We start from the raw sequence: 20851 nt of genomic DNA, 5'->3' as shown, positions 1-20851 counted from the left end.
AATTCACCTTCTATTTTTAGTTAGCCATAGTTGCATAGTCGCCAATCGTTTTCCAAAAGGCAGTAAATACCACTCTTTTTCTTTCATTATACGTGATTTCAAGATGACAAAAAGGAATATGATTGCTCCAATTACGACAGCAGATAGTGCCGTTAACGTTGAGCTTATTCGTGAGGATAATCCGTCAAAAAGCCAATAGTCCGCTATAAGCATCCAGGGAATCAATACCACTGCCATTGCAACGCCTGCGCTAATCAGCACGCAATAAAAACGTCGCGAGGCCAGTGGGAACTTCCAAAATCTCTTAAAGTAAATAATTAATAACACAGCAACGACCGCGAACGCAATAGTGCCCGATGCCGCGGCACCTTCAATTCCATACTGGCGAACCATCCATGGTGTAGTCGATAGTTTTATTACGACGCCAAGTAGCATGAGTAGTAGTGGTCCACGCACTTTTCCACTTCCTTGAAGAATAGCCGTCAATGGTAAAATAATAGACAACCAAAAAATCTGAATACAGAAGATGATTAGCGCAACCGATCCTGTTCGTGTTTGGAACAGCATTTCATTGACAAAAGGGAGGATGAGAACCAATCCAATCGTCGCAGCCCAGCCGAATAAAATAGATGTACGGAACGTTAGGCTAATGAACGGTAACGCGCCTCGTCCATTGGTTTTGGAGGCATGGTGTGCGATTAACGGCACGAGCGCCAACGCCAAAGTAGACGCAAGCAAAATACCCATTTGCGCAAGCGGCTGTCCCCTGTCATAGACACCTTTCATTTCCATAGCAATCTCACTCACTGTACCCGCTTCGACTAATGCGTTATAGATCGTGAAAGAGTCCACCAATTGAAAGACTAATAAAATTAGTGAACTCGCACTGACACCGATGCTAATCTTAGTCAGATTTTTGATTACTTGCCACGGTTTTATAATAGCTACCGCCAAACTTTCCCGTCGTAGGAAAAACCCTGTCAGAATCAAGACACCTGCTGCTTCACCTGCGACCGCTGCCCACATCGTAATTTCCCCTATTTTATAAAGCGATGTTCCGGCACGTATCGCAATCCACGTACCCGCTAGTACGATGATCACCCTGAATAACTGCTCTGAGACGTTTGAGATCGCTACAGGTATCATTTGGCCTTCCGATTGAAAGACGCCCTTCAGTACAGCTAGGAACGGTAGTACGAGAACAATATATGCACCGGTCTGCAAAACGGGTGCCAGTGCTATGTCTCCCATCAATTCAGCAAAAAAAGATGAACCTGAACGCAATAATAGAAAGATTCCCACAGATAAAACGAGAAGATATGCGAGTGACACGCGTAAAATCCCACGCGATTCTCCAGGACCTTTGCTTTCCGCAAGCATCTTAGACACCGCAACGGCAAAACCCGAAGATGTCCAAACGATAAATATTCCGATGAACGGATACACTTGCTGATAAATATAGAACCCTTTATCTCCAACTAAGTTTTGAAATGGCACACGATAGACCGCGCTCAACACTTTTACAATGATAGCGGCAATAGTTAAAATCGATGCACCTTTCATAAACGACTTCATATTCCATTTAGTCAACGCCATATACGCGCCTCTTTCATTTGATGATGATTTCTAGTATACCATCACATCACATCAGAGTAGGCGTGTGATTGCAATCAATAAAATAATAACACCACTCATGAATGTTCCGAACTGACCAACCGACATCTTACCAATCTGCACTCCTGCCAGTTTTGCGCCCAGTCCCACACCAATAGACAATGTAATATAGCTACCAACCGCTGCTGATAATGCGATTGCAACTGGTGATAATGCTAAAAGACCTGCTCCGACACCATTCGTTAATGCATTCGCAGAAAGCGCAATACCGAGCAGTAAAGCTTCCCCCAGACTAATGTGCGAGGATCCATCAAAATCCATCTTTTCCGGTTCACTGAACACATTCGCTTGGTGTTTTCTTTGTTGACGAAACGCGATAATCATAATGCGTATTCCAATGATACTTAGTACAGCAAACGCTATAAGATCAGGTAGTATGCCTGGTAACATTTCAGCTAGCCACGCACCCGAAACGATACCAATCAAACTGAAGACAAAACAAATTACCGCAATAAGTGCATTCGACGTGAATGGAATGCGGACTCGCTGTACCCCGTAAGAAAGTCCGACTCCAAAGTTGTCAATGCTAGATGAAATTGCAAAGCCTGCGATCAATAGCCAAGTCATTCCGCTCCCCCCAGCCTATTTGGTTTTATCATACTATACGTGCGCAACAGAGCAGGCGTGTGTGTGCTAGGCGCATAATAGATCCAACCTTTCCAATGAGCGGGGGAGACTTCATTGTAGGTATTGGCTGAATTCGTGATACGTTTTTACTTTTTCAAAGTCAAGACCAGACATAATCGCAAACGCATTGAGCGGTTGCAGTGTAAGTATGATCGCTTGCGGGGTATGATAGAGCGCCTGTGTATGTGGATAGAGCGGAAGCCGGGTGCCATAGAGCGGTTAGCTATGAACTATGAGCGCTTGTAAGAATATATGAGCACCAGTTACCACGCTCTCATCAATAATCAGCGAACCTATGACAAAGCGTCTTCCTGGAACGCCGAACAACGCTCCGCCTTTATCATCCACTCGCTTCATAAAATAAAAAACGTCTTCCCTATACTTTATAGGAAAGACGGGTTATTATTCATCTTCATCTGGGAGTAGGCAAGATCAGTTCCTTTAAAACGGATACGCCTGTGCGCATTGCAGCTTTTCCTACTGCATGTGCGACAATTGTTGGGATACGATCATCAAATGGATCCGGAATGATGTAATCATCACGTAGATCTTCATCCTTGATTAAATCTGCAATTGCATATGTCGCGGCAAGCTTCATCTCTTCATTAATTTCTGTCGCTCTAACGTCCAGAGCTCCACGGAAGATACCAGGGAACGCCAAGACGTTATTGACTTGGTTAGGATAATCAGAACGGCCTGTCGCAATAATACGCACACCATACTCCTCTGCCAATTCAGGCTTCAACTCAGGCATTGGATTCGCCAGTCCGAATACGATAGGATCTGTATTCATTAGTGCAATTAATTCCTTCGTCAGCAAGTTCGCAACGGATACACCAACGAATACATCAGCACCCTTCATTGCAGCTGCTAATGAACCTTCAATTTTCTCGAGGTTCGTGACGCGTGACATTTCATGTTTGATGTCATTCATCGCATTCTCGCGGCCTTCAAAAATAATACCTTTTGAATCACACATAATAATGTTTTCGAAGCCCATACTCAACAATAGTTTCGTAATCGCAACTCCAGCCGCACCCGCGCCATTCAAAACGATTTTCACGTCTTCTTTCTCTTTTCCGACTACTTTTAATGCGTTTAGCAATCCCGCACCTACTACAATTGCTGTACCATGCTGATCATCATGGAAGATTGGGATACTACATTCTTCACGTAATCTACGTTCGATTTCGAAACAACGTGGAGCCGAAATGTCTTCTAGGTTTACAGCACCGAATGTGGGGCTGATCGCTTTTACAATGTTAACAATTTCATCTACGTCTTTTGTATCCAGACAAATCGGGAATGCGTCAATCCCTGCGAATTGCTTCAACAATAGAGCTTTCCCTTCCATTACCGGCAAAGCTGCTTCAGGGCCGATATCTCCGAGTCCAAGTACAGCCGTTCCATCTGTCACAACTGCAACTAAGTTCCCTTTAATTGTATATTCATACGCAAGAGATGGATCTTGAGCGATTTCTACACAAGGTTCAGCAACTCCTGGTGAGTACGCTAAACTCAAATCCTCTTTATTTTCTAATGGCACTTTCGAAATAACTTCCATTTTTCCATTGTGAATTTGATGCATGTGTAAAGAAGATTTGTATTTCCTGTTCATAATATCGCTCTCCCTGTCTGGTTTTTTATTGTTCATTCGTGTTGGTAGTGATTATAAGCGCAAACGAGAAGTAAATACAAGTGGCAATATTCTATTAACTCCCAAAATTAAGAATTAGTAAGCGGTTACATCGCCTCCATCTCGGGTTTTTTGTGCCCTTAAAATTTTCTGAAAAAAGTTTTGACTTTTATGCTTTTTCGTAGTATGTGAAACCTTTCACTTTTCAATTTATGCCTTGTGAAGCCCTTCACTAAAGGCTTTTGTGAAAAGCTTCACGTAAAGAAATATGGTCCTAAAAAACGACTTATGTATATAGTATGTGATAATCTTCACTTTTTAATTGATGAAAAATATTGAAATATATTGATTGTCACAAAGACGGAAATGGTTTTTTATGTAAATTAATTAGCTGTGTATACCCCAATTTATAGGTTAAATGAAAATTTATCATTTGTTATTGTTCTAAAAATAATATGCTGAAATAAATTTTTAGTATATTTCACACCAAAAAACTCACAGTAGATTTTTCTACTGTGAGTTTTGGCTGAAAATTTAACTTTTTTATTAAAATTGTTTAGCTTTCCATCTGTTTTGCTAGGAAGTTGGCAGCTGTTTCTGCTGCTTTTTGCTCGACTTCTCCAACAAAATGTACTTTGGACAGCAAATAGACGGCACCGATTGCGTCGCCATTTGTAATGATTGGCGCTATACAATAAGATTTAATCTGCTCTACCTGGCCCGGCACCCATTCTACCGTCTTCTCATGTTTCTCCATGACTGTAGCTCGACCATTTAGGATTTCTTCGCATACGGGGGCTAACTGCCGGTTCATATAATCCTTCTTGGCAAGTCCCGCTACCGCGAGCATCTCGTCGCGATCACTGATTAGCGCAGGTGTACCAATTGTTTCATAAAGTGATTCTGCATATTCCACCGCAAACTCACCAAGCTCTGAAATAGGTGAATACTTCTTTAAAATGACTTCCCCTTCTCGATCAGTGAATATCTCCAAAGGGTCCCCCTCACGGATGCGAAGTGTCCTTCTTATTTCTTTTGGTATAACTACTCTTCCTAAGTCATCAATTCTGCGGACAATACCCGTTGCTTTCATGTATAATGCCTCACTTTCTCGAAATTAAATGTATTTCTGAGAATAGTATGCATCAACATTGGTCATTTTATGCAATCAAGGTGTTACAAGGCATCCGTAGATTCTATTTCCTTTGCCGTTTCCTGCATCGTGTGTACCATATCTTCTACCATATCGAATTCTGTAAATTGATTGGACTTCTTTTCATTCACAGTTACAGTAATTTGTCCGTTGTCAATCGTCAGTCCAACCGCGTGGCCAAACTTCAATGAACTTTCCATAAGCTTTGCACCGTCAGCGCGAGCTGTTCCTTCTGCTGACAAGCGGATTTCTACTATTCCCTGTACATTCTTGATAGAAACTACGCCAGCGTCACGTCCCCACGCTTTCATACGTCCAACGCGGAGTAGTAAATCGGCTTCAAATGGCATATCACCGAATCGATCGATCATTTCATCGACAAGCTCCAGATAATCCTCATCGCCCGTAATCGCTTTTACGCGTTTGTACATTTGAATCTTTTGATAACCGTCATGAATGTATGATTCCGGTAAGTAAGCATTAATAGGCAAGGAGATTTCGACATCTGCTTTGTCTTCTTTGACGACACCTGTCTGTCTCTCTTCTATCGCCTCTTGTAGTAATTGGGAATACAGATCGAAACCAACAGAATCAATGAATCCATGTTGTTGCGAACCAAGTAAATTCCCCGCTCCTCGAATGGATAAATCACGCATGGCAATTTTAAAACCTGAGCCTAGCTCCGTAAACTCTTTGATTGCCTGTAAGCGATTTTCTGCAACTTCCGTTAGCACTTTGTCACGCTGATAAAGCATATAGCTGTATGCTACGCGATTGGAACGGCCGACACGCCCACGTAATTGATAAAGCTGTGATAGCCCCATGCGATCTGCATCATGGACAATCAACGTATTGACGTTTGGAATATCGATTCCAGTTTCAATAATGGTAGTTGTCACCAGTACATCAAATTCTCCTTCTAGAAAACTTAATATGACTGCTTCGAGAGCCGCCTCACCCATCCGGCCATGTGCAGACGCGATACGCGCTTCTGGCACCAAGTCACGAATTTCCTGAACTTTACGATCCATATCTTCTACGCGATTATATAAATAGAAGACCTGTCCGCCACGTCCCATCTCCCGCTCAATCGCTTCACGAACGAGTCCACCATTATGTTCCATAACATATGTTTGAACAGGGAACCGATTGGCTGGCGGTGTTTCAATTACGGATAAATCGCGTACTCCTACCATCGACATATGCAAAGTCCTTGGTATCGGCGTTGCTGTCAACGTCAGTACGTCTACATTGTTTTTCAACTGCTTCAATTTTTCTTTATGCGTTACACCAAAACGTTGCTCTTCATCGACAACGAGAAGCCCAAGATCCTGATAAACAACGTCTTTCGACAATAAGCGATGTGTACCGATGACAATGTCAACAGTACCCGCTTTCAAACCTTTAATCGTTTCATCTTGCTCTTTCTTAGAACGAAAACGATTGAGTAATGAAACCGTTACAGGATAATCTGCGAAACGTTCTTTCATCGTCTCGAAATGTTGCTGTGCAAGTATCGTAGTGGGCACCAAGAATGCCACCTGTTTACCATTCGTTACTGCTTTAAATGCAGCACGGATCGCAACTTCAGTTTTTCCGTATCCTACGTCACCGCATAACAATCGATCCATAGGTCGTATACGTTCCATGTCTCTCTTAATTTCCTCGATAGATTGTAACTGATCCTGTGTCTCTTCGTAAGGGAAAGCATTTTCAAATGAACGTTGCAAATCGTCATCCTCACCAAAAGCAAAGCCTTTTTCCGCTTCTCGTCTGGCATATAATTTGATCAAGTCATCCGCAATATCCTGAATGGCCGCCGTTACTTTACGTTTGGTTTTTACCCAATCCGTCCCGCCAAGTTTATGTAGCTTTGGCTCTTTCTCTCCTGTAGCTACATACTTTTGAATTAAATCGATCTGGTCAGCCGGCACAAAGAGCTTATCCTCACCGCGGTAACGAATATCCAAGTAGTCTTTCTGGATACCTTTAACGTCCAATGTTACGACGCCATAGTATTTCCCTATCCCGTGATGAACGTGGACGATATGATCCCCTGGCTTGATCTCTGAATAACTTTTGATCCGTTCGGCATTCGTTAATTTAGAGGGACGCGCTTTACGTTTCGGCTTACCAGTAAACAATTCTGCATCTGTAATGACAGCAAGCTTCTGGAACGGCAATTCAAAACCTGCCGATAAATCGCCTTCTATAATAGACAACACGCCCTCTTTACTAGGCTTGCCATCTATCGCTGCTTCAATATCATATTCACGTAAAATCTCTTGAATAGTCTTCATTCTCTCAGTTGAAGAAGCCAAGAGAAAAACATTATAATTCCCTTGTTTCCAACGCTCTATTTCACTTTTCAATAGGGGCATCTGACTATGGAACTGTTGCATCGGCTTACACGAAATCGAAATGGACTTCTTAATAGTGAAACCAGGCACTGTTCGCGTAAACAAAGACAAATAGAGTCGTTGTTGATGAATATCCGATAGTACTTGCTCGTATTTCCATGCAAGTTTCGTGTCATGCAACATTTTTCCATCTTCGAGCATTGAAAGCTGGTATTCCTGCTCCTCCGACTCCAAAGTAGCCACGGATTCTTGTATTCGCCCCAGCTCGTCAAATAAAATGACGCCATTTTCGGGGAAATAGTCAGTCAGCATAGCGCTCGCTTCAGTGGAAAACGAAGCATACTTCTTCATCGTGTCCGGCACAATCCCGTCTTTCATCATGCTGATATCCTGCATGATCGTCATCAATAATTGCTGCTGTAATTCTTCACTTTTGATTTTAGTCAAGCTTTCGCCAAGCGCTTGCTCCACCTTTTGTGATACTTGCTGCAATTCTTCAGGTGTCCAGATGAATTCGTTCGCCGGCAACAATGTGATTGATTCCAATTTACCTGTTGAACGCTGGTCTTCCGCCGAAAACGTTCGAATGGAATCTATTGTCGTATCGAATAATTCAATACGAACTGGTTCTGCCATCGTAAGCGGATAAATATCCAGTATTCCACCGCGTAACGCAAATTCACCCGGCGCGCTCACCAGGTCTTTTCGTATATAGCCCATGGATACTAAGTTTTCCAGCCAGACACCTATATCAATCTCTTCGTCTGTTGAAGCCGTTACGTAATGAGCCAACCATCGTTCCTTTGATGGCAACAGCTTCCGCAACCCTGCAACCGGTGTAATATAAATACCACTGCCTGTACGTGCCATGTGATCCAATGTATCAATCCTACCCGCACGTAATTCATAGCTTGCGAATGAAAAGTCTGCTGCAACAAGTTCTTCTGCAGTGTATAAGTGAATATGTTCATCCCCCACCAACTTGCTCAAGTCTTCATATGTTCGCTGTGCTTGAAGCATATTGGGTGAAACAATCAAGACAGGACGTGTCAATGACTGCTGAATCAATTTAAAGAAAACCGCTTTGGAACCGCCCGATAGACCTGTGATCAACTGCTGATCCTGCCCGTCTTCCAAGTCGTTCAGCAAACCTTGAATCTCTTTCTCTTCTAGAAAAAGCTGTTCTATTACTCCCACTTGACTACCCCTCCTTATCTATTAACTTAGTCTCTCTCTATATATTGAACAGAATGCTTTATGCACAAAAAGCTTTGGCTATCAGCGCCAAAGCATCCGTTACTTATTGTAACCATTTTTTTAAGGTGTAATAATCCGGGAACGCCTGCAATGATTGCTCGCAGTGTTCACAAATACATCGTATATGCAGGCCACCATCTGAATCTACGGACAAAAATGTACTTTTATCATCACCGTCTATTTGACTGAGGGTATCTTTGGCCGATTCAAATGGAATGGAGCCGATTTCCGTATGACAGTGATTACAAGAATAACGGATCATATTCTCTTCACCTTCCTTTTTCAAAGTATAGGCAAAGAGTTGATGTATTATGCTTATCCGTTAAATTTATTCATCACTTCAAGGAATGGCTTCTTTTTTGTTGCCCATTCTTCACAGGCCTCTGCACTCTTTTGTATCGCGTCTTGGATCAATGGTTGCTCGTCCTTGCTAAACGGAGATAATACATAGTCAGCAACCTTCATACCACCAGTAGGACGATCAACACCAATACGAATTCGGTTGAATTCAGAAGTGCCTAGATGTGCAATAAGGGACTTCATGCCATTATGACCGCCAGCACTTCCCTTTTGACGAAGTCGGATTTTCCCTGCAGGTAAATCCAAGTCATCGTATAGCACGACGATTTCTTCATCATTCACTTCAAAGTAGTCCGCTAAAGGACGGACGCACTCGCCGGACAAGTTCATATAGGTCATCGGCTTTAATAATATCACTTTACCTCCGGCTGTATGGACAGTCGTAAATTGGCCATTGAATTTTTGCTGAAATGCTGGAGCTTGCCAGCGCTTAGCCAATTCATCAATGACTTGAAAACCAATATTATGACGCGTGTTTTCGTAGTTTTTCCCGGGATTTCCGAGACCAATTAATAATTTCATGTTCTTCTCTTCCTTTTCTAAACGATATATATACATAGAAAAGGAGCGCACGGTTCAAACTCGTGCGCCCATTTTGTAACTTATTTCTCTTCTTTATCTTCACCGATTACTTCCGGCTCAGCTTCAGTGCTTTCAGTCGCTTCATCTAATGCTTCCATCTCTTCTTCAGTACGTGGTGCAGAAATAGTTACTAATCCTACTTCGTCTTCAGTTAAGATTTCAAACTTCACTTTGTCACGGATATCGCCAACAAGAATTGTTTCACCAATTTCAAGTTCTGAAACATCTACATCGATATGATCAGGAATGTCAGATGGCTTTACGCGAATTGTAACTTCCCATACTGGTTGTTGAATTGTTCCGCCTGCTTTTTCACCTGGTGCGTCTCCAACAAGGTTGATTGCTACGTCTACTTCAAGCTCTTCTGTCATGTTGATCGCCAAGAAGTCAGCGTGTGTAAGGAAACCAGTCAAAACGTCTGACTGATAATCGTTTAATACGACGTTTACGTCGTTGCCGTCAACAGTCAATTTGATTACACCGTTTCTTCCTGTTTCACGAAGTGTGTCTAGAAGATCACGCTCTTTTACTGCGATTGGCGTACTTTCTGTTTTATAACCGTATACTACGGAAGGAATCCAACCGCTTTTTCTTAATTCGCTTACTGTCTTCTTGTCAGTTTCTCTTAAATTCGACTTAATTGTGCTCATTTGTATAGTCACCTATCCTATCAAAAAGTTTTTTATAAATCTTTGGATTTTCAATATCAGAAGATATCAGTTAACTCATTATCACTCAAATAATGTGCTTACAGACTTGTTCTCAAACACACGAATGATTGCAGCTGCCAACAAAGGCGCAATCGATAGCTGTTTGATTTTTGGAGATTGTTTACTTTCCGGCAATTTAATAGAATTCGTAATCACTAATTGCTTGATTTGAGAATTATTAATGCGCTCAATCGCTGGCCCGGATAAAACTGGGTGTGAACAACAAGCATACACTTCTTTTGCTCCACTTTCAATTAGGGCGCTCGCAGCAATCGTGATAGTACCAGCTGTATCGATAATATCATCAATCAGAATGGCTGTTTTTCCTTCTACATTGCCAACGATATTCATCACTTCCGCTACGTTCGGGCGCGGACGACGCTTATCGATTATTGCAATGGGCGCTTTCATACGATCGGCCATTTTACGTGCGCGCGTCACACCACCATGGTCAGGTGAAACGATAACAAGATCATCGCTTGCTAATCCTTGACTCTGGAAGTACTCCGTTAGGATTGGTTCTGCAATCAAGTGATCGATTGGAATATCGAAGAACCCTTGAATTTGCGGTGCATGCAAGTCTACTGCAATGACGCGATCAGCGCCTGCTTTTTCAAGTAAGTTTGCAACTAATTTAGCCGTTATAGGTTCACGTGAACTCGCTTTACGGTCTTGGCGTGCATACCCGTAATAGGGCATGACTACGTTAATCGTACGCGCGGATGCACGCATTAAGGCATCTAGCATAATGAGAAGCTCCATCAAGTTATCGTTGACCGGATTAGAAGTTGATTGAATAACAAACACTTCACAGCCACGGATGCTTTCATCGATATTAATTTGGATTTCTCCGTCACTAAAACGTTTGACTGAGAGCTTGCCGAGCGGAAGCCCGACTTGATCTGCTACTTCTTTTGCAAGTGGTTCGTTCGCAGTTAAAGAAAAGATTTTCAGTTTGTCGTTTGGATATTGATTTGCCATGATGGCCCTCCTGTTGGTTGGGTAAGATTAGTTTTTTACGTATCCTTCTTTATTCTCTTGCCGAACGCGTCCAATTGCAAGTGAATTTTCCGGAACATTTTTTGTGACTGTGGATCCCGCTGCCACAATCGCATTCTTTCCTATCGTGACCGGTGCAACCAAATTGGCATTGCAACCAATAAATGCATTATCTTCTATCTCTGTTTTGTACTTGTTTTTACCATCGTAATTCACTGTAATCGTACCACAGCCAACGTTAACATTCTTGCCTATTTCTGTATCCCCTATGTAACTGAGGTGAGAAACTTTACTATCGTCACCAAGCTGAGACTTTTTCACCTCAACAAAGTTACCTACTTTGACATGATCACCAAGCTGTGTGTCGGGACGCAAGTGTGCAAATGGACCAACTGCCGTCTGATTCCCAATCATACTATCACGAACGACGGATGAGTGAATCGTCGTGTCGTCACCCACTGTACTGTTTTGGATATGACTGTTCGGACCAATGATACATTGTGCCCCAATTTTTGTAGCGCCTTCAATGATTACGCCAGGTTGGATGACAGTGTCACGTCCAATTTCAGCTTCTGCACTGATCACTGTCTGCTCAGGGCTGATGATTGTGACACCGTTGCGCATATGCTTCTCCGCAATTAATTGGCGCATGCTTTTTTCTGCTTGTGCTAGTGCCACACGGTCGTTGACGCCTAATGTTTCATGGAAATCTGGCGTTGTATAAGCCGAAATTCGCTGTCCTTCAGATTTTAAAATTCCTAATACGTCTGGGAGATAATATTCGCCTTGTGCGTTATCGTTGTTCACTTTTTTCAGTGTTTCAAATAACACGCGATTGTCAAAACAGTATGTGCCTGTATTTATTTCCTTAACGAGACGCTCACCGTCGTTTGTGTCTTTATGCTCGACGTTTCGCATTACGTCACCATTCTCTGCACGGATGATGCGGCCGTAACCTGTTGGATCATCTGCTATTGCAGTAAGTATTGTCGCTTTTGCTTCCGTTTCATGATGGTGTGCGAGGAGCGCTGCCATCGTCTTCGTGCTGATCAATGGTGTATCACCGCAGACAACTAGTGTTGTGCCTTCAAGATCCGCAAGTACCGCCTCAGCTTGTTGCACGGCATGTGCTGTGCCCAGTTGTTGTGCTTGTAGCGCGTATTCACTTTTGTTGCCCAATGTCTGCTCTACCATTTCGGCACCATGACCGACAATCGTGACGATCCGATCTGAGTGGAGGTCACGAATGTGATCGATTACGTGCTCTACCATCGGCTTTCCACAGACTGGATGAAGTACTTTATAAAGATCCGACTTCATTCGCGTGCCCTGTCCTGCTGCTAGGACGATCGCATATGTATTTGTCATCTGCCAGCCTCCATCCTTGTTTGATAAATTCATAATTGACTATATCGGAAATGACTGATTTTTTCAAGCATTTCCCCTTGACAATTACATAACTTTATTTTATGATTGTTAATCTTTTTGCGATTATATTGGTATAGGAATAAAAGTTGTAAGTAAATATAGATGAAGTGTTCAAAGTAAGTTTGGTTGTGGGTGTGGGTGAACTTATTTAAGTTCAAAAGCACTTTCTCAGTAATAGTAAATGAATTTGTGAGTGCGAGGGGATGGAAGCTCCAGTTGGCGGATGCTTTCCCATAGGTCCGCGGTGAGCCCTCTAGGAAAGTGTCCCCTCTCCGAAGTGCAAATCCCACCCTAACCCTTTGCCAACTCCTCCACTTCAACACGACAAAAAGGCCATCTACTCGAATAGATGGCCTTTTTATGGATACGACATATGGTAACGCTTTCTCTTACATTATAAAATTATAGAACAGCCTCTTGCAATTCCCCTTGCTGTTCGTCTACTTGATGATAAGCTGCCAGGATGGACTCCTGTACCTTTGTCCGTGCATCTGAATTGATTGGATGCGCCACGTCACGAAACTCCCCATCTGGTGTGCGCTTACTCGGCATTGCCACGAATAACCCGTCATTCCCCTCAATGACTCGGATATCATGGATGACAAACTGATCGTTAAGCGTAATGGAAGCAATTGCTCTCATTCTACCTTCCGTGTCTACCTTGCGTAATCTCACATCTGTGATTTCCATTTTCCCCACTCCCTTGTTGTCGTTTTCACACTGAACGTATTCTAGGTTAGTTGGTACGATTACTTTTTTAACCATAATACTGGTGCTGATTCTATAATACTAGTTTTTACCGCAAATGAAAATAGAATCTTTTGTGAATTTTTTAATATTTGTATATTATTTCAAATCTATAGCTACTTTCAACCTAATCATTTTCAAACAGGCAATAAGAAAACCCGACCTGATCTTCACTAGATCGGGGCGGGTTTTATATCTAATTATTCACAAAGCGCAATTGCTTCGATTTCGACTCGTACGTCTTTTGGTAGTCGAGCCACTTCCACTGTCGAACGAGCCGGCTTATGCTCCCCGAAATGCTCTTCATAAATGGCATTCAATGCTCCAAATTCATCCATATCCTGAATAAATACTGTCGTTTTAATGACTTGTTGTAAACTTGAACCTGCCTCTTCCAGTACTTTACTCAAGTTTTGGAGAACTTGGTTTGTCTGTTCTTCTATGCCGCCACTTATTACTTCACCGGCGAGCGTCAAAGGAATCTGTCCTGAAGTGTACACTACGCCGTTCACTTTTACTGCTTGTGAATAAGGTCCAATTGCCTGTGGTGCTTGTTCTGTTTTTACATATTCCATAACTCATTACCGCCTCTCGTGAAATAGTTCCCTTCTTCCAACTCAATCTTACGGCGTTTCTCATCCACAGCATGCAATTTCACTAATGAAAGATAATCATCTACCAGAACTTCTTCAAGGTGTTCAGCTTCTACTAAGACTGCCACGCCAGCCAGTTCACAGTTGAATTCTTCAAGTAGACTTTTCATACCTTGCATTGTGCCGCCCACTTTCATAAAGTCATCTGTCAACAAGACTTTTTGACCGCTTTGCATACTTCTCTTCGATAACACCATTGTCTGGATTCTGCGCGCTGAACCAGAAACGTAATTAATACTAACAGTAGGACCTTCCGTCACTTTGCTGTCCCGTCGAACGACGATAACAGGTACGTTCAAATGACGGGCAATAGCATGAGCAATGGGAATTCCTTTTGTTGCAACTGTCATAATCGCATCGATTTCTTTATCAAAGAAAGCAGTTGCAATCACTTTGCCAATTCGATCGAGAAACCGAGGATTTCCTAACAAGTCAGTCATATACAAATAACCGCCAGGAAGCAATCGATCCGATTTTCTTAGTTCATTCATCAATGAATGAATGACTTCTTTTATCTCCTCACGACCGACTAACGGAATATATTTAATACCGCCAGCAGCACCTGAAATCGTCACTAGACGACCCGTGCCGCTCTCTTCAAATGTCTCTTTCAAAATACCAAGATCTTCACTAATTGAGGACTTGGCGGCTGAATACCGGTTCGAAAAAAACGTCAAAGAAATGAGTGTGTGTGGATTTTCCAGCAAATGACGTGTCATATCGACAAGCCTTTCACTTCTTTTCCATTTCATATAATACCGACTCCTAAATCCGAATGATTTATAAGTAGATTATCATAATCGTCCGGTATTAATCAACTACAATAGGTTCCCCAAGCATGCGCACGGCATGTACGTCTTGGCAAAATCCCTTCAAGGCATTGACAATTTTCGGTACACGCGATTCATGTTTCACCAGTCCGAATACCGTTGGACCGCTACCGCTCATTAAAACGGCATCTGCCCCAAAACGCTCCATTTGTTCCTTGAGTATAACAACTTCCTCATGAAGTCCCATCGTGACAGGCTCCAACACATTCCCAAGTGATGCACACATCTTGTCATAATCACTTTCTTGCAATGCTTCCATCATACGCTCCGTTTGCGGATGCGTAATAGAAGACAAGTTCAACTGTCCGTAGATATTGCCGGTCGATACACCGATTGTCGGCTTCGCTAGCACGACCCAGCAGTTAGGTGGAGCAGGTAGATGCGTGATGTCTTCTCCTCGCCCTCTTGCAATAGCTGTGCCGCCATAAACGCAGAATGATACATCTGATCCGATTTCCGCACCCAGGACTGCCAGCTCATCCAAAGATAATCCGAGTTCCCAAAGTCGGTTTAATCCACGGAGCGTGGCGGCAGCATCTGAACTACCACCGGCTAGTCCTGCAGCAATCGGAATATTCTTATCCAGAGTAATTTCAACTCCGTAATTCAAGTGATAGCGTTTGCGCAATAAATCCGCTGCTTGGTACGCCAAGTTTTTGCGATCATTCGGCACAAATCGATGAGATGACTGAATTGTAATGGCATGATCCGTCGTAGGACGAAGCCAAATACGGTCAGCCAAATCAACCGTCGTCATAATCATCTCGACATCATGATAGCCATCCGACCGTTTGCTTAACACATCTAATGTTAAGTTGATTTTCGCAGGCGCCTTTTCGTAAATCATGATAAAAGCTCCCTCCCCACTGCATTGTTCTTGCTCATATATTACCACAGAATCAATAGAACATAAGGGGATTAAATAAAAAAAAGAACCGCAAAGGCTTCGCAGTTCTTTTTGTCACGTTAATTTTCATTCCAGAGTTCAGAAGTAGATGATTTCCTACAGCTATTTTTGAACACTTAGAATTCCATTTGTTATTTGCGCAAGATTTTTTCCATTGCTTTTCCTTTTGCCAACTCATCAATCAGTTTATCCAAATAACGTATTTCCTGCATCGTTGATTCTTCTATTTCTTCCACTCTAACCCCACATATAACACCTGTAATTAGTGTCCGTGATGAATTCAGCTCAGGTGCTTCCGCAAAGAAATTCTCGAAGTCTGTCTGGTTTTCCAACTGGATTTCCAGTTCTTCTTGGCTGTATCCTGTCAACCAACGAATGATTTCATCGACTTCTGATTTTGTGCGTCCCTTTTTTTCTACCTTGTTAATATAGAGCGGATAGACTTTGGCAAAACTCATAGTATAAATCTTATGTGTAGTCATCATTCACCCTCCAATTATCTAGTACTTATTATATTTTCCACTTGAAAAACGATGTCCGTCAGCAAATCCGCGACATGTTGTCTAGTACTTAAGCGAGGCGACTGCCCGCTCCAAAGATGGATCCATTCAGGCCGATTTTGCTTGGCAGCTTCACTACGAATCGCTGTCGTTAGTGTGTTCATTATAGGATAATCCGGCAGATGTTCTTCGTATGGTTTTAGTTCACGAATAAAGTCATTCTGAATCCCTCTTGCAGGCTTACCACTAAATACGGATGTAATGACGGTTTGATCTTCCGTACTTTTAAGAATAGCTTCGATATGTTGCGTTTTCGCACCGCTTTCAATAGCCGTCACGAAAGCTGTTCCCATTTGAACCGCTTGCGCTCCAAGTGTAAGAGCTGCCAAAACACCTCTTCCATCCATAATTCCTCCCGCAGCAATAACAGGAATCTTGACATGGTCTGCAGCTTGAGGAACAAGCGACATTGTTCCAATCATGGAGTCAGTGAAACTTCCTGAAAACGTACCACGATGGCCTCCGGCTTCGCTTCCTTGCAGTACGACCATATCAACTCCGTACTCTTCATTGATAGCAGCCTCTTTCACAGTTGTAGCAGTCCCCATCACGATGATGTTCACTCCCTGTAATTGTTGGATAGTCTCTTTAGATGGCACGCCGAATGTGAAACTACAAACCGCTATATGTTCTTGAATAATAACATCCACTTGCTTATCAAAATTTGCTGTAGACACTTCCTTTATTTCAGGCTCAGCTACACGTAACTCTTCACGATAAGGTCGTAATAATTCATTGGTTTTTTTAACCTTATCTTTGGATATCTCTGATGCTTCAGGAATAAACAAATTGACCCCAAAAGGCCGATCCGTTAATTCCTTAATCTTCTTTATCGCTTCTCTCATATCTTCTGCATTCATATAGCCCGCCCCGAGCGTACCCAGGCCCCCCGCATTGGATACTGCAGCTATCAATTCAGGCGTGGTCGTACCGCCAGCCATTCCCGCTTGAATGATGGGGTATGTAATTCCAAGCATTTTTGTTACGTCATTTTCATTCCACATCTTGTTGGACCCCCTCTAGCATGATTATGTATTTTACATAGTCGTTTTGCTACCTTTCTCTCCCTGACGCTTTAGCAACACTTTATTTCCCAGCCAATAACCCATTATGGCGGCCACCACCATAAGTAAAATCGACAAAAGTGAGTGCATGTCAGGATAAAGTAACTCTTTGATAAAGCTGACCATACCGACAAACACTCCCACAAATAATGCTCTGCCTAGATTTCCTTTCTTCACACTCTCTCCTCCTACTTTCCGCAACTACCAAAACCTTCCAAAGAGTCTTCTTACGTATAATGAATATTCTCTCCATCATAACGTAAACCACAAAAAATTGGTGCTCCCTTGTTCGTTCTAAGTAATAGAAAAAGAGCTGCAAATGGGATTCACTTTGCAACTCCGATAATCTACACACTATTTTATCATTGAATTCGGTAAATAAACTAAATTTGCCGTTGTACTGACATCGTCGTCATTCACTGTCAGTATGACCACGTATCCGGTCTTTTCCCATCCTGAATTAAACGTAGTTTCATAGTCAGTGTCAGAATAATAGTCCGCCCCAAATTCACGTTGGGCATGCTCGTTTAATTCATTGTACATCGCAAACATCTCATCTGAAGTATGATAGTAATCTTCTCCGCCCATAAAGTCATAGGTTATGAACTGCAACTTGTTATTTTCAAAGTAATAAATTAAATCTGTATAGTAACTATACTTTGTAGTTCGGTAGATCAATAATCGTTTATTTCCCTCACGTAAATTTGAAAGCAGTATCGCCGGTGACTTTGATTCAACACTCATCACTTGAGCTGGATCCATTCCAAAGTGAATGCCTCTCGTCACCATGACAGGTGGTGCAGGTCGGAAAGCCGGATCCATAGCTCTCGCCACGAATGCAGCAATATGCGAACGTGTTAATGTTTCATTTGGTTTAAATGTACCGTCAGGATAGCCCGAGGTGATATTTTCAAATGCTAGTTTACGCACGGCACTATAAGCAGTAGAACTCTTGGATACGTCTTTAAATCGAATATCTTTTTCCTTGCTAAGCTTAAACGCATTCGCAATGAAGGCAGCCATATGACCACGTGTCACTTTTTGCGTAGGCTTAAATGTACCATCAGGATAGCCATTGATGATTTTTGCTTTCACGGCAGAATTGATATAACCAGAGGAATACCTGCTCGCGGGAACATCTTTAAATTTCGTCTTTGCTTTCTTTCCATCCAATCCCGTAGCTTTAGCCACCATGACAGCGACTTCTTCTCGCGTCACTTTATCATTTAACCCAAAGCGAGCACTAGGCTCAATCACATTATTCTCTAATAAATACATAATAGCCGTGTAGTTCGGATGATTTTTCGGGACGTCTGTAAAAACTTTAGAAGAAGCTTGTGTTTTAGGAGCTACTGAAAACGTCAATAGGAGTATTAAAAATATTGCTAAAACCTTTTTCATACGTATTTATCCCCTTTTTCCATAAGATGTAACGACTATATCATGTTAAATAGATAAAAAGTTGAATACGTTAAAACATGTTGTTTTACTACACAAACGGACTAAATTTGCTAAAGAAATACTTAGAATTTATTTGTATACAATCATACTGTCTAATTTTCTAGTTACTTTAACTGTAGACTATCGCTGATTGAGTAGTAGGTAGTCAGAATAAATCAACACCTTGTGTTGTGCAACACAAGACAATAAAAACACATGAGTATAATACCTTATTTCTACTTTTCTTATTTGGTAAATCCCTGTACATATAGACTATCTTTAACAGGTATAAAGAATTATAATTTATCCATAATTACTGTGAAATATTTCCTTTACTACATATTTATATTGGCTTCTAAATTATTTTACTAATACAGTGCTGTTTTTCAAACATTGATTCCTGTAAACAAAGAGCTATGATACAAATATAGCAAACATAGTTAATACAAACTATCAGGAGGATAAGAGAAATGAAGTTACATATGCACCACATGACTCCCTGGTCTGTACTTATCAGTGCACTTTTTATCATGCTAATGACTTTTTCGTTTTCAAGTCAGGCATCTGCACACGGGTACGTAAGCCAACCAGAAAGTCGAGCACTATTATGCAAGCAAGGAGATAATAAGAACTGTGGGAGAATCATCTATGAACCACAGAGCTTGGAAGCACCAGGGAATTTTCCGATTGGTGGTCCAGCTGACGGTAAAATTGCCAGCGCCAATACTTTCTTCGAATTAGATGCACAAACCCGCCTTCGTTGGCAGAAAGTTGCAATGAAAAACGGGATGAATCAATTCAAATGGAAATTCACAGCACCACATGTAACAGGATCATGGGAATATTACATTACACGTACAGGATGGGATACGAACCAACCGTTGAAACGCGCAGATCTTCAAAAGTTCTGTACAGTAGACGGCAAAAAACAGAGACCACCTTCCGAAGTAACGCATACTTGCAATGTACCTGAACGTACGGGTTATCACGTGATCCTCGCTGTATGGAATATTGGTGATACAAAGAATGCATTCTATAACGTCATTGATGCGGACTTTGGTGGAAAACAGGCAATACCAACTGAGCCCGATAAGAATATTGATATGACACCTATTATTCCGAGCAAGCCGTTACCTGAAACAAAACCGGAAAAGCCTGTTCAGCCAAAACCTGATTTAGATAGGCCTGCTCCACCGGCAGTCAAGTGGGACGAAGGCAAGGTTTATGTAGAAGGCGATCAGGCACAATTCGAAAGCTCATTATATGAAGCACAGTGGTGGACACGTGGTGATCTCCCTGGTGATTCTGCTGTATGGAAACTATTAGAACCGGCTAACACAGACCTGCGCAACTGGAAGATGAAAAACGTCTATACAGTTGGTAATCAAGTGGTACACGAAGGTATCGTATACGAAGCGCAGTGGTGGACGAGCGGTGATACTCCAGGAAAAAAAGATGTTTGGAAATTCATCAAGATCATTAATGCCAATGTGAAGAAATGGGAAAAGAAGCTTGTTTATTTAGTAGGAAATCAAGTAATCTATGAGAATAGTTTATATGAAGCACAATGGTGGACTCGCGGAGATCTCCCAGGGGATTCAGCTGTATGGAAACTTGTGAAGTCCGCTGCTACAGGTGTGCCTCAGTGGCGCACTGCAAATGTATACGTTGCCGGCGATCAAGTGATATATAACGGCAATCTATACGAAGCCAAATGGTGGACCCGTGCAAATGTTCCGAGTGATAGTGAACAGTGGAAGCGTAAGTAATTCGATAGCCTTCTTTTTTATCAAAAAATAGAACTGCAAAGCAATTTCCCCTTTGCAGTTCCTTTTGTCAGCCTGTTTTGGATTCTACGGACATT

At 42.1% G+C, this 20851-nt stretch carries 19 protein-coding genes; 1 reads left to right on the top strand and 18 read right to left on the bottom strand.

Annotation, left to right across the window (positions count from 1 at the left end; all coding sequences use genetic code 11):
* Window positions 1-3: 3 nt before the first annotated feature.
* The 18 genes from CSV64_RS12350 to CSV64_RS12265 form a co-directional block, all read right to left on the bottom strand.
* A complete protein-coding gene (locus CSV64_RS12350; protein ID WP_099634831.1) occupies window positions 4-1596 on the bottom strand; it encodes a putative polysaccharide biosynthesis protein in 1593 nt (530 codons plus the stop codon).
* A gap of 51 nt (window positions 1597-1647) precedes the next feature.
* Complete coding sequence (gene ytaF / locus CSV64_RS12345; RefSeq protein ID WP_099634830.1) at window positions 1648-2241, bottom strand: sporulation membrane protein YtaF; 594 nt, start codon at window positions 2239-2241, stop codon at window positions 1648-1650.
* Between the two features lie 472 nt (window positions 2242-2713).
* Complete coding sequence (locus tag CSV64_RS12340) at window positions 2714-3919, bottom strand: NAD(P)-dependent malic enzyme (RefSeq protein WP_099634829.1); 1206 nt, start codon at window positions 3917-3919, stop codon at window positions 2714-2716.
* A 574-nt stretch (window positions 3920-4493) separates the two neighbouring features.
* Window positions 4494-5030: a stage V sporulation protein T gene (gene spoVT, locus CSV64_RS12335; RefSeq protein ID WP_099634828.1), complete on the bottom strand. Its 537-nt coding sequence runs from the start codon at window positions 5028-5030 to the stop codon at window positions 4494-4496.
* An 83-nt stretch (window positions 5031-5113) separates the two neighbouring features.
* On the bottom strand, window positions 5114-8647 hold the full coding sequence (gene mfd, locus CSV64_RS12330; protein WP_099634827.1) for a transcription-repair coupling factor: 3534 nt from the start codon (window positions 8645-8647) through the stop codon (window positions 5114-5116).
* 103 nt (window positions 8648-8750) lie between these two features.
* A complete protein-coding gene (locus CSV64_RS12325) occupies window positions 8751-8969 on the bottom strand; it encodes an anti-sigma-F factor Fin (protein ID WP_099634826.1) in 219 nt (72 codons plus the stop codon).
* A 53-nt stretch (window positions 8970-9022) separates the two neighbouring features.
* Window positions 9023-9589, bottom strand: a complete 567-nt coding sequence (pth, locus tag CSV64_RS12320; RefSeq protein ID WP_099634825.1) for an aminoacyl-tRNA hydrolase — start codon at window positions 9587-9589, stop codon at window positions 9023-9025.
* An 80-nt stretch (window positions 9590-9669) separates the two neighbouring features.
* Entirely contained in the window at window positions 9670-10299 is a 630-nt protein-coding gene (locus CSV64_RS12315) for a 50S ribosomal protein L25/general stress protein Ctc (protein WP_099634824.1), read from the bottom strand.
* Between the two features lie 81 nt (window positions 10300-10380).
* A complete protein-coding gene (locus CSV64_RS12310) occupies window positions 10381-11340 on the bottom strand; it encodes a ribose-phosphate diphosphokinase (protein WP_099634823.1) in 960 nt (319 codons plus the stop codon).
* 27 nt (window positions 11341-11367) lie between these two features.
* A complete protein-coding gene (gene glmU, locus CSV64_RS12305; RefSeq protein WP_099634822.1) occupies window positions 11368-12726 on the bottom strand; it encodes a bifunctional UDP-N-acetylglucosamine diphosphorylase/glucosamine-1-phosphate N-acetyltransferase GlmU in 1359 nt (452 codons plus the stop codon).
* A gap of 462 nt (window positions 12727-13188) precedes the next feature.
* Window positions 13189-13476 (bottom strand): septation regulator SpoVG, encoded by a 288-nt coding sequence (spoVG, locus tag CSV64_RS12300; protein ID WP_099632522.1) that lies wholly within the window; start codon window positions 13474-13476, stop codon window positions 13189-13191.
* Between the two features lie 257 nt (window positions 13477-13733).
* A complete protein-coding gene (locus CSV64_RS12295) occupies window positions 13734-14108 on the bottom strand; it encodes a RidA family protein (protein ID WP_099634821.1) in 375 nt (124 codons plus the stop codon).
* Entirely contained in the window at window positions 14096-14938 is an 843-nt protein-coding gene (gene purR, locus CSV64_RS12290) for a pur operon repressor (protein WP_099634820.1), read from the bottom strand. Before purR ends, CSV64_RS12295 begins: the two co-directional genes overlap by 13 nt.
* Before the next feature lie 58 nt (window positions 14939-14996).
* A complete protein-coding gene (ispE, locus tag CSV64_RS12285) occupies window positions 14997-15863 on the bottom strand; it encodes a 4-(cytidine 5'-diphospho)-2-C-methyl-D-erythritol kinase (protein WP_099634819.1) in 867 nt (288 codons plus the stop codon).
* Between the two features lie 191 nt (window positions 15864-16054).
* On the bottom strand, window positions 16055-16405 hold the full coding sequence (locus CSV64_RS12280; protein WP_099634818.1) for a DUF2200 domain-containing protein: 351 nt from the start codon (window positions 16403-16405) through the stop codon (window positions 16055-16057).
* Window positions 16406-16419: 14 nt separating this feature from the next.
* The gene (locus CSV64_RS12275) at window positions 16420-17487 is read right to left on the bottom strand and encodes an NAD(P)H-dependent flavin oxidoreductase (protein ID WP_099634817.1); all 1068 of its coding nucleotides are present in this window, start codon (window positions 17485-17487) and stop codon (window positions 16420-16422) included.
* A 33-nt stretch (window positions 17488-17520) separates the two neighbouring features.
* Window positions 17521-17724 (bottom strand): hypothetical protein, encoded by a 204-nt coding sequence (locus CSV64_RS12270; protein ID WP_099634816.1) that lies wholly within the window; start codon window positions 17722-17724, stop codon window positions 17521-17523.
* A gap of 177 nt (window positions 17725-17901) precedes the next feature.
* Complete coding sequence (locus CSV64_RS12265) at window positions 17902-18948, bottom strand: S-layer homology domain-containing protein (RefSeq protein ID WP_099634815.1); 1047 nt, start codon at window positions 18946-18948, stop codon at window positions 17902-17904.
* Between the two features lie 509 nt (window positions 18949-19457).
* Here CSV64_RS12265 and CSV64_RS16885 point away from each other — a divergent pair.
* Complete coding sequence (locus tag CSV64_RS16885) at window positions 19458-20756, top strand: lytic polysaccharide monooxygenase (RefSeq protein ID WP_233190461.1); 1299 nt, start codon at window positions 19458-19460, stop codon at window positions 20754-20756.
* The last annotated feature ends 95 nt before the right edge of the window (window positions 20757-20851 follow it).

The sequence above is a fragment of the Sporosarcina sp. P32b genome (assembly GCF_002743335.1).
In the GTDB taxonomy this organism is placed as follows: domain Bacteria; phylum Bacillota; class Bacilli; order Bacillales_A; family Planococcaceae; genus Sporosarcina.
The sequence above is the reverse complement of the archived record's forward strand: the minus strand, read 5'-3'. Positions and strand labels throughout refer to the sequence as shown.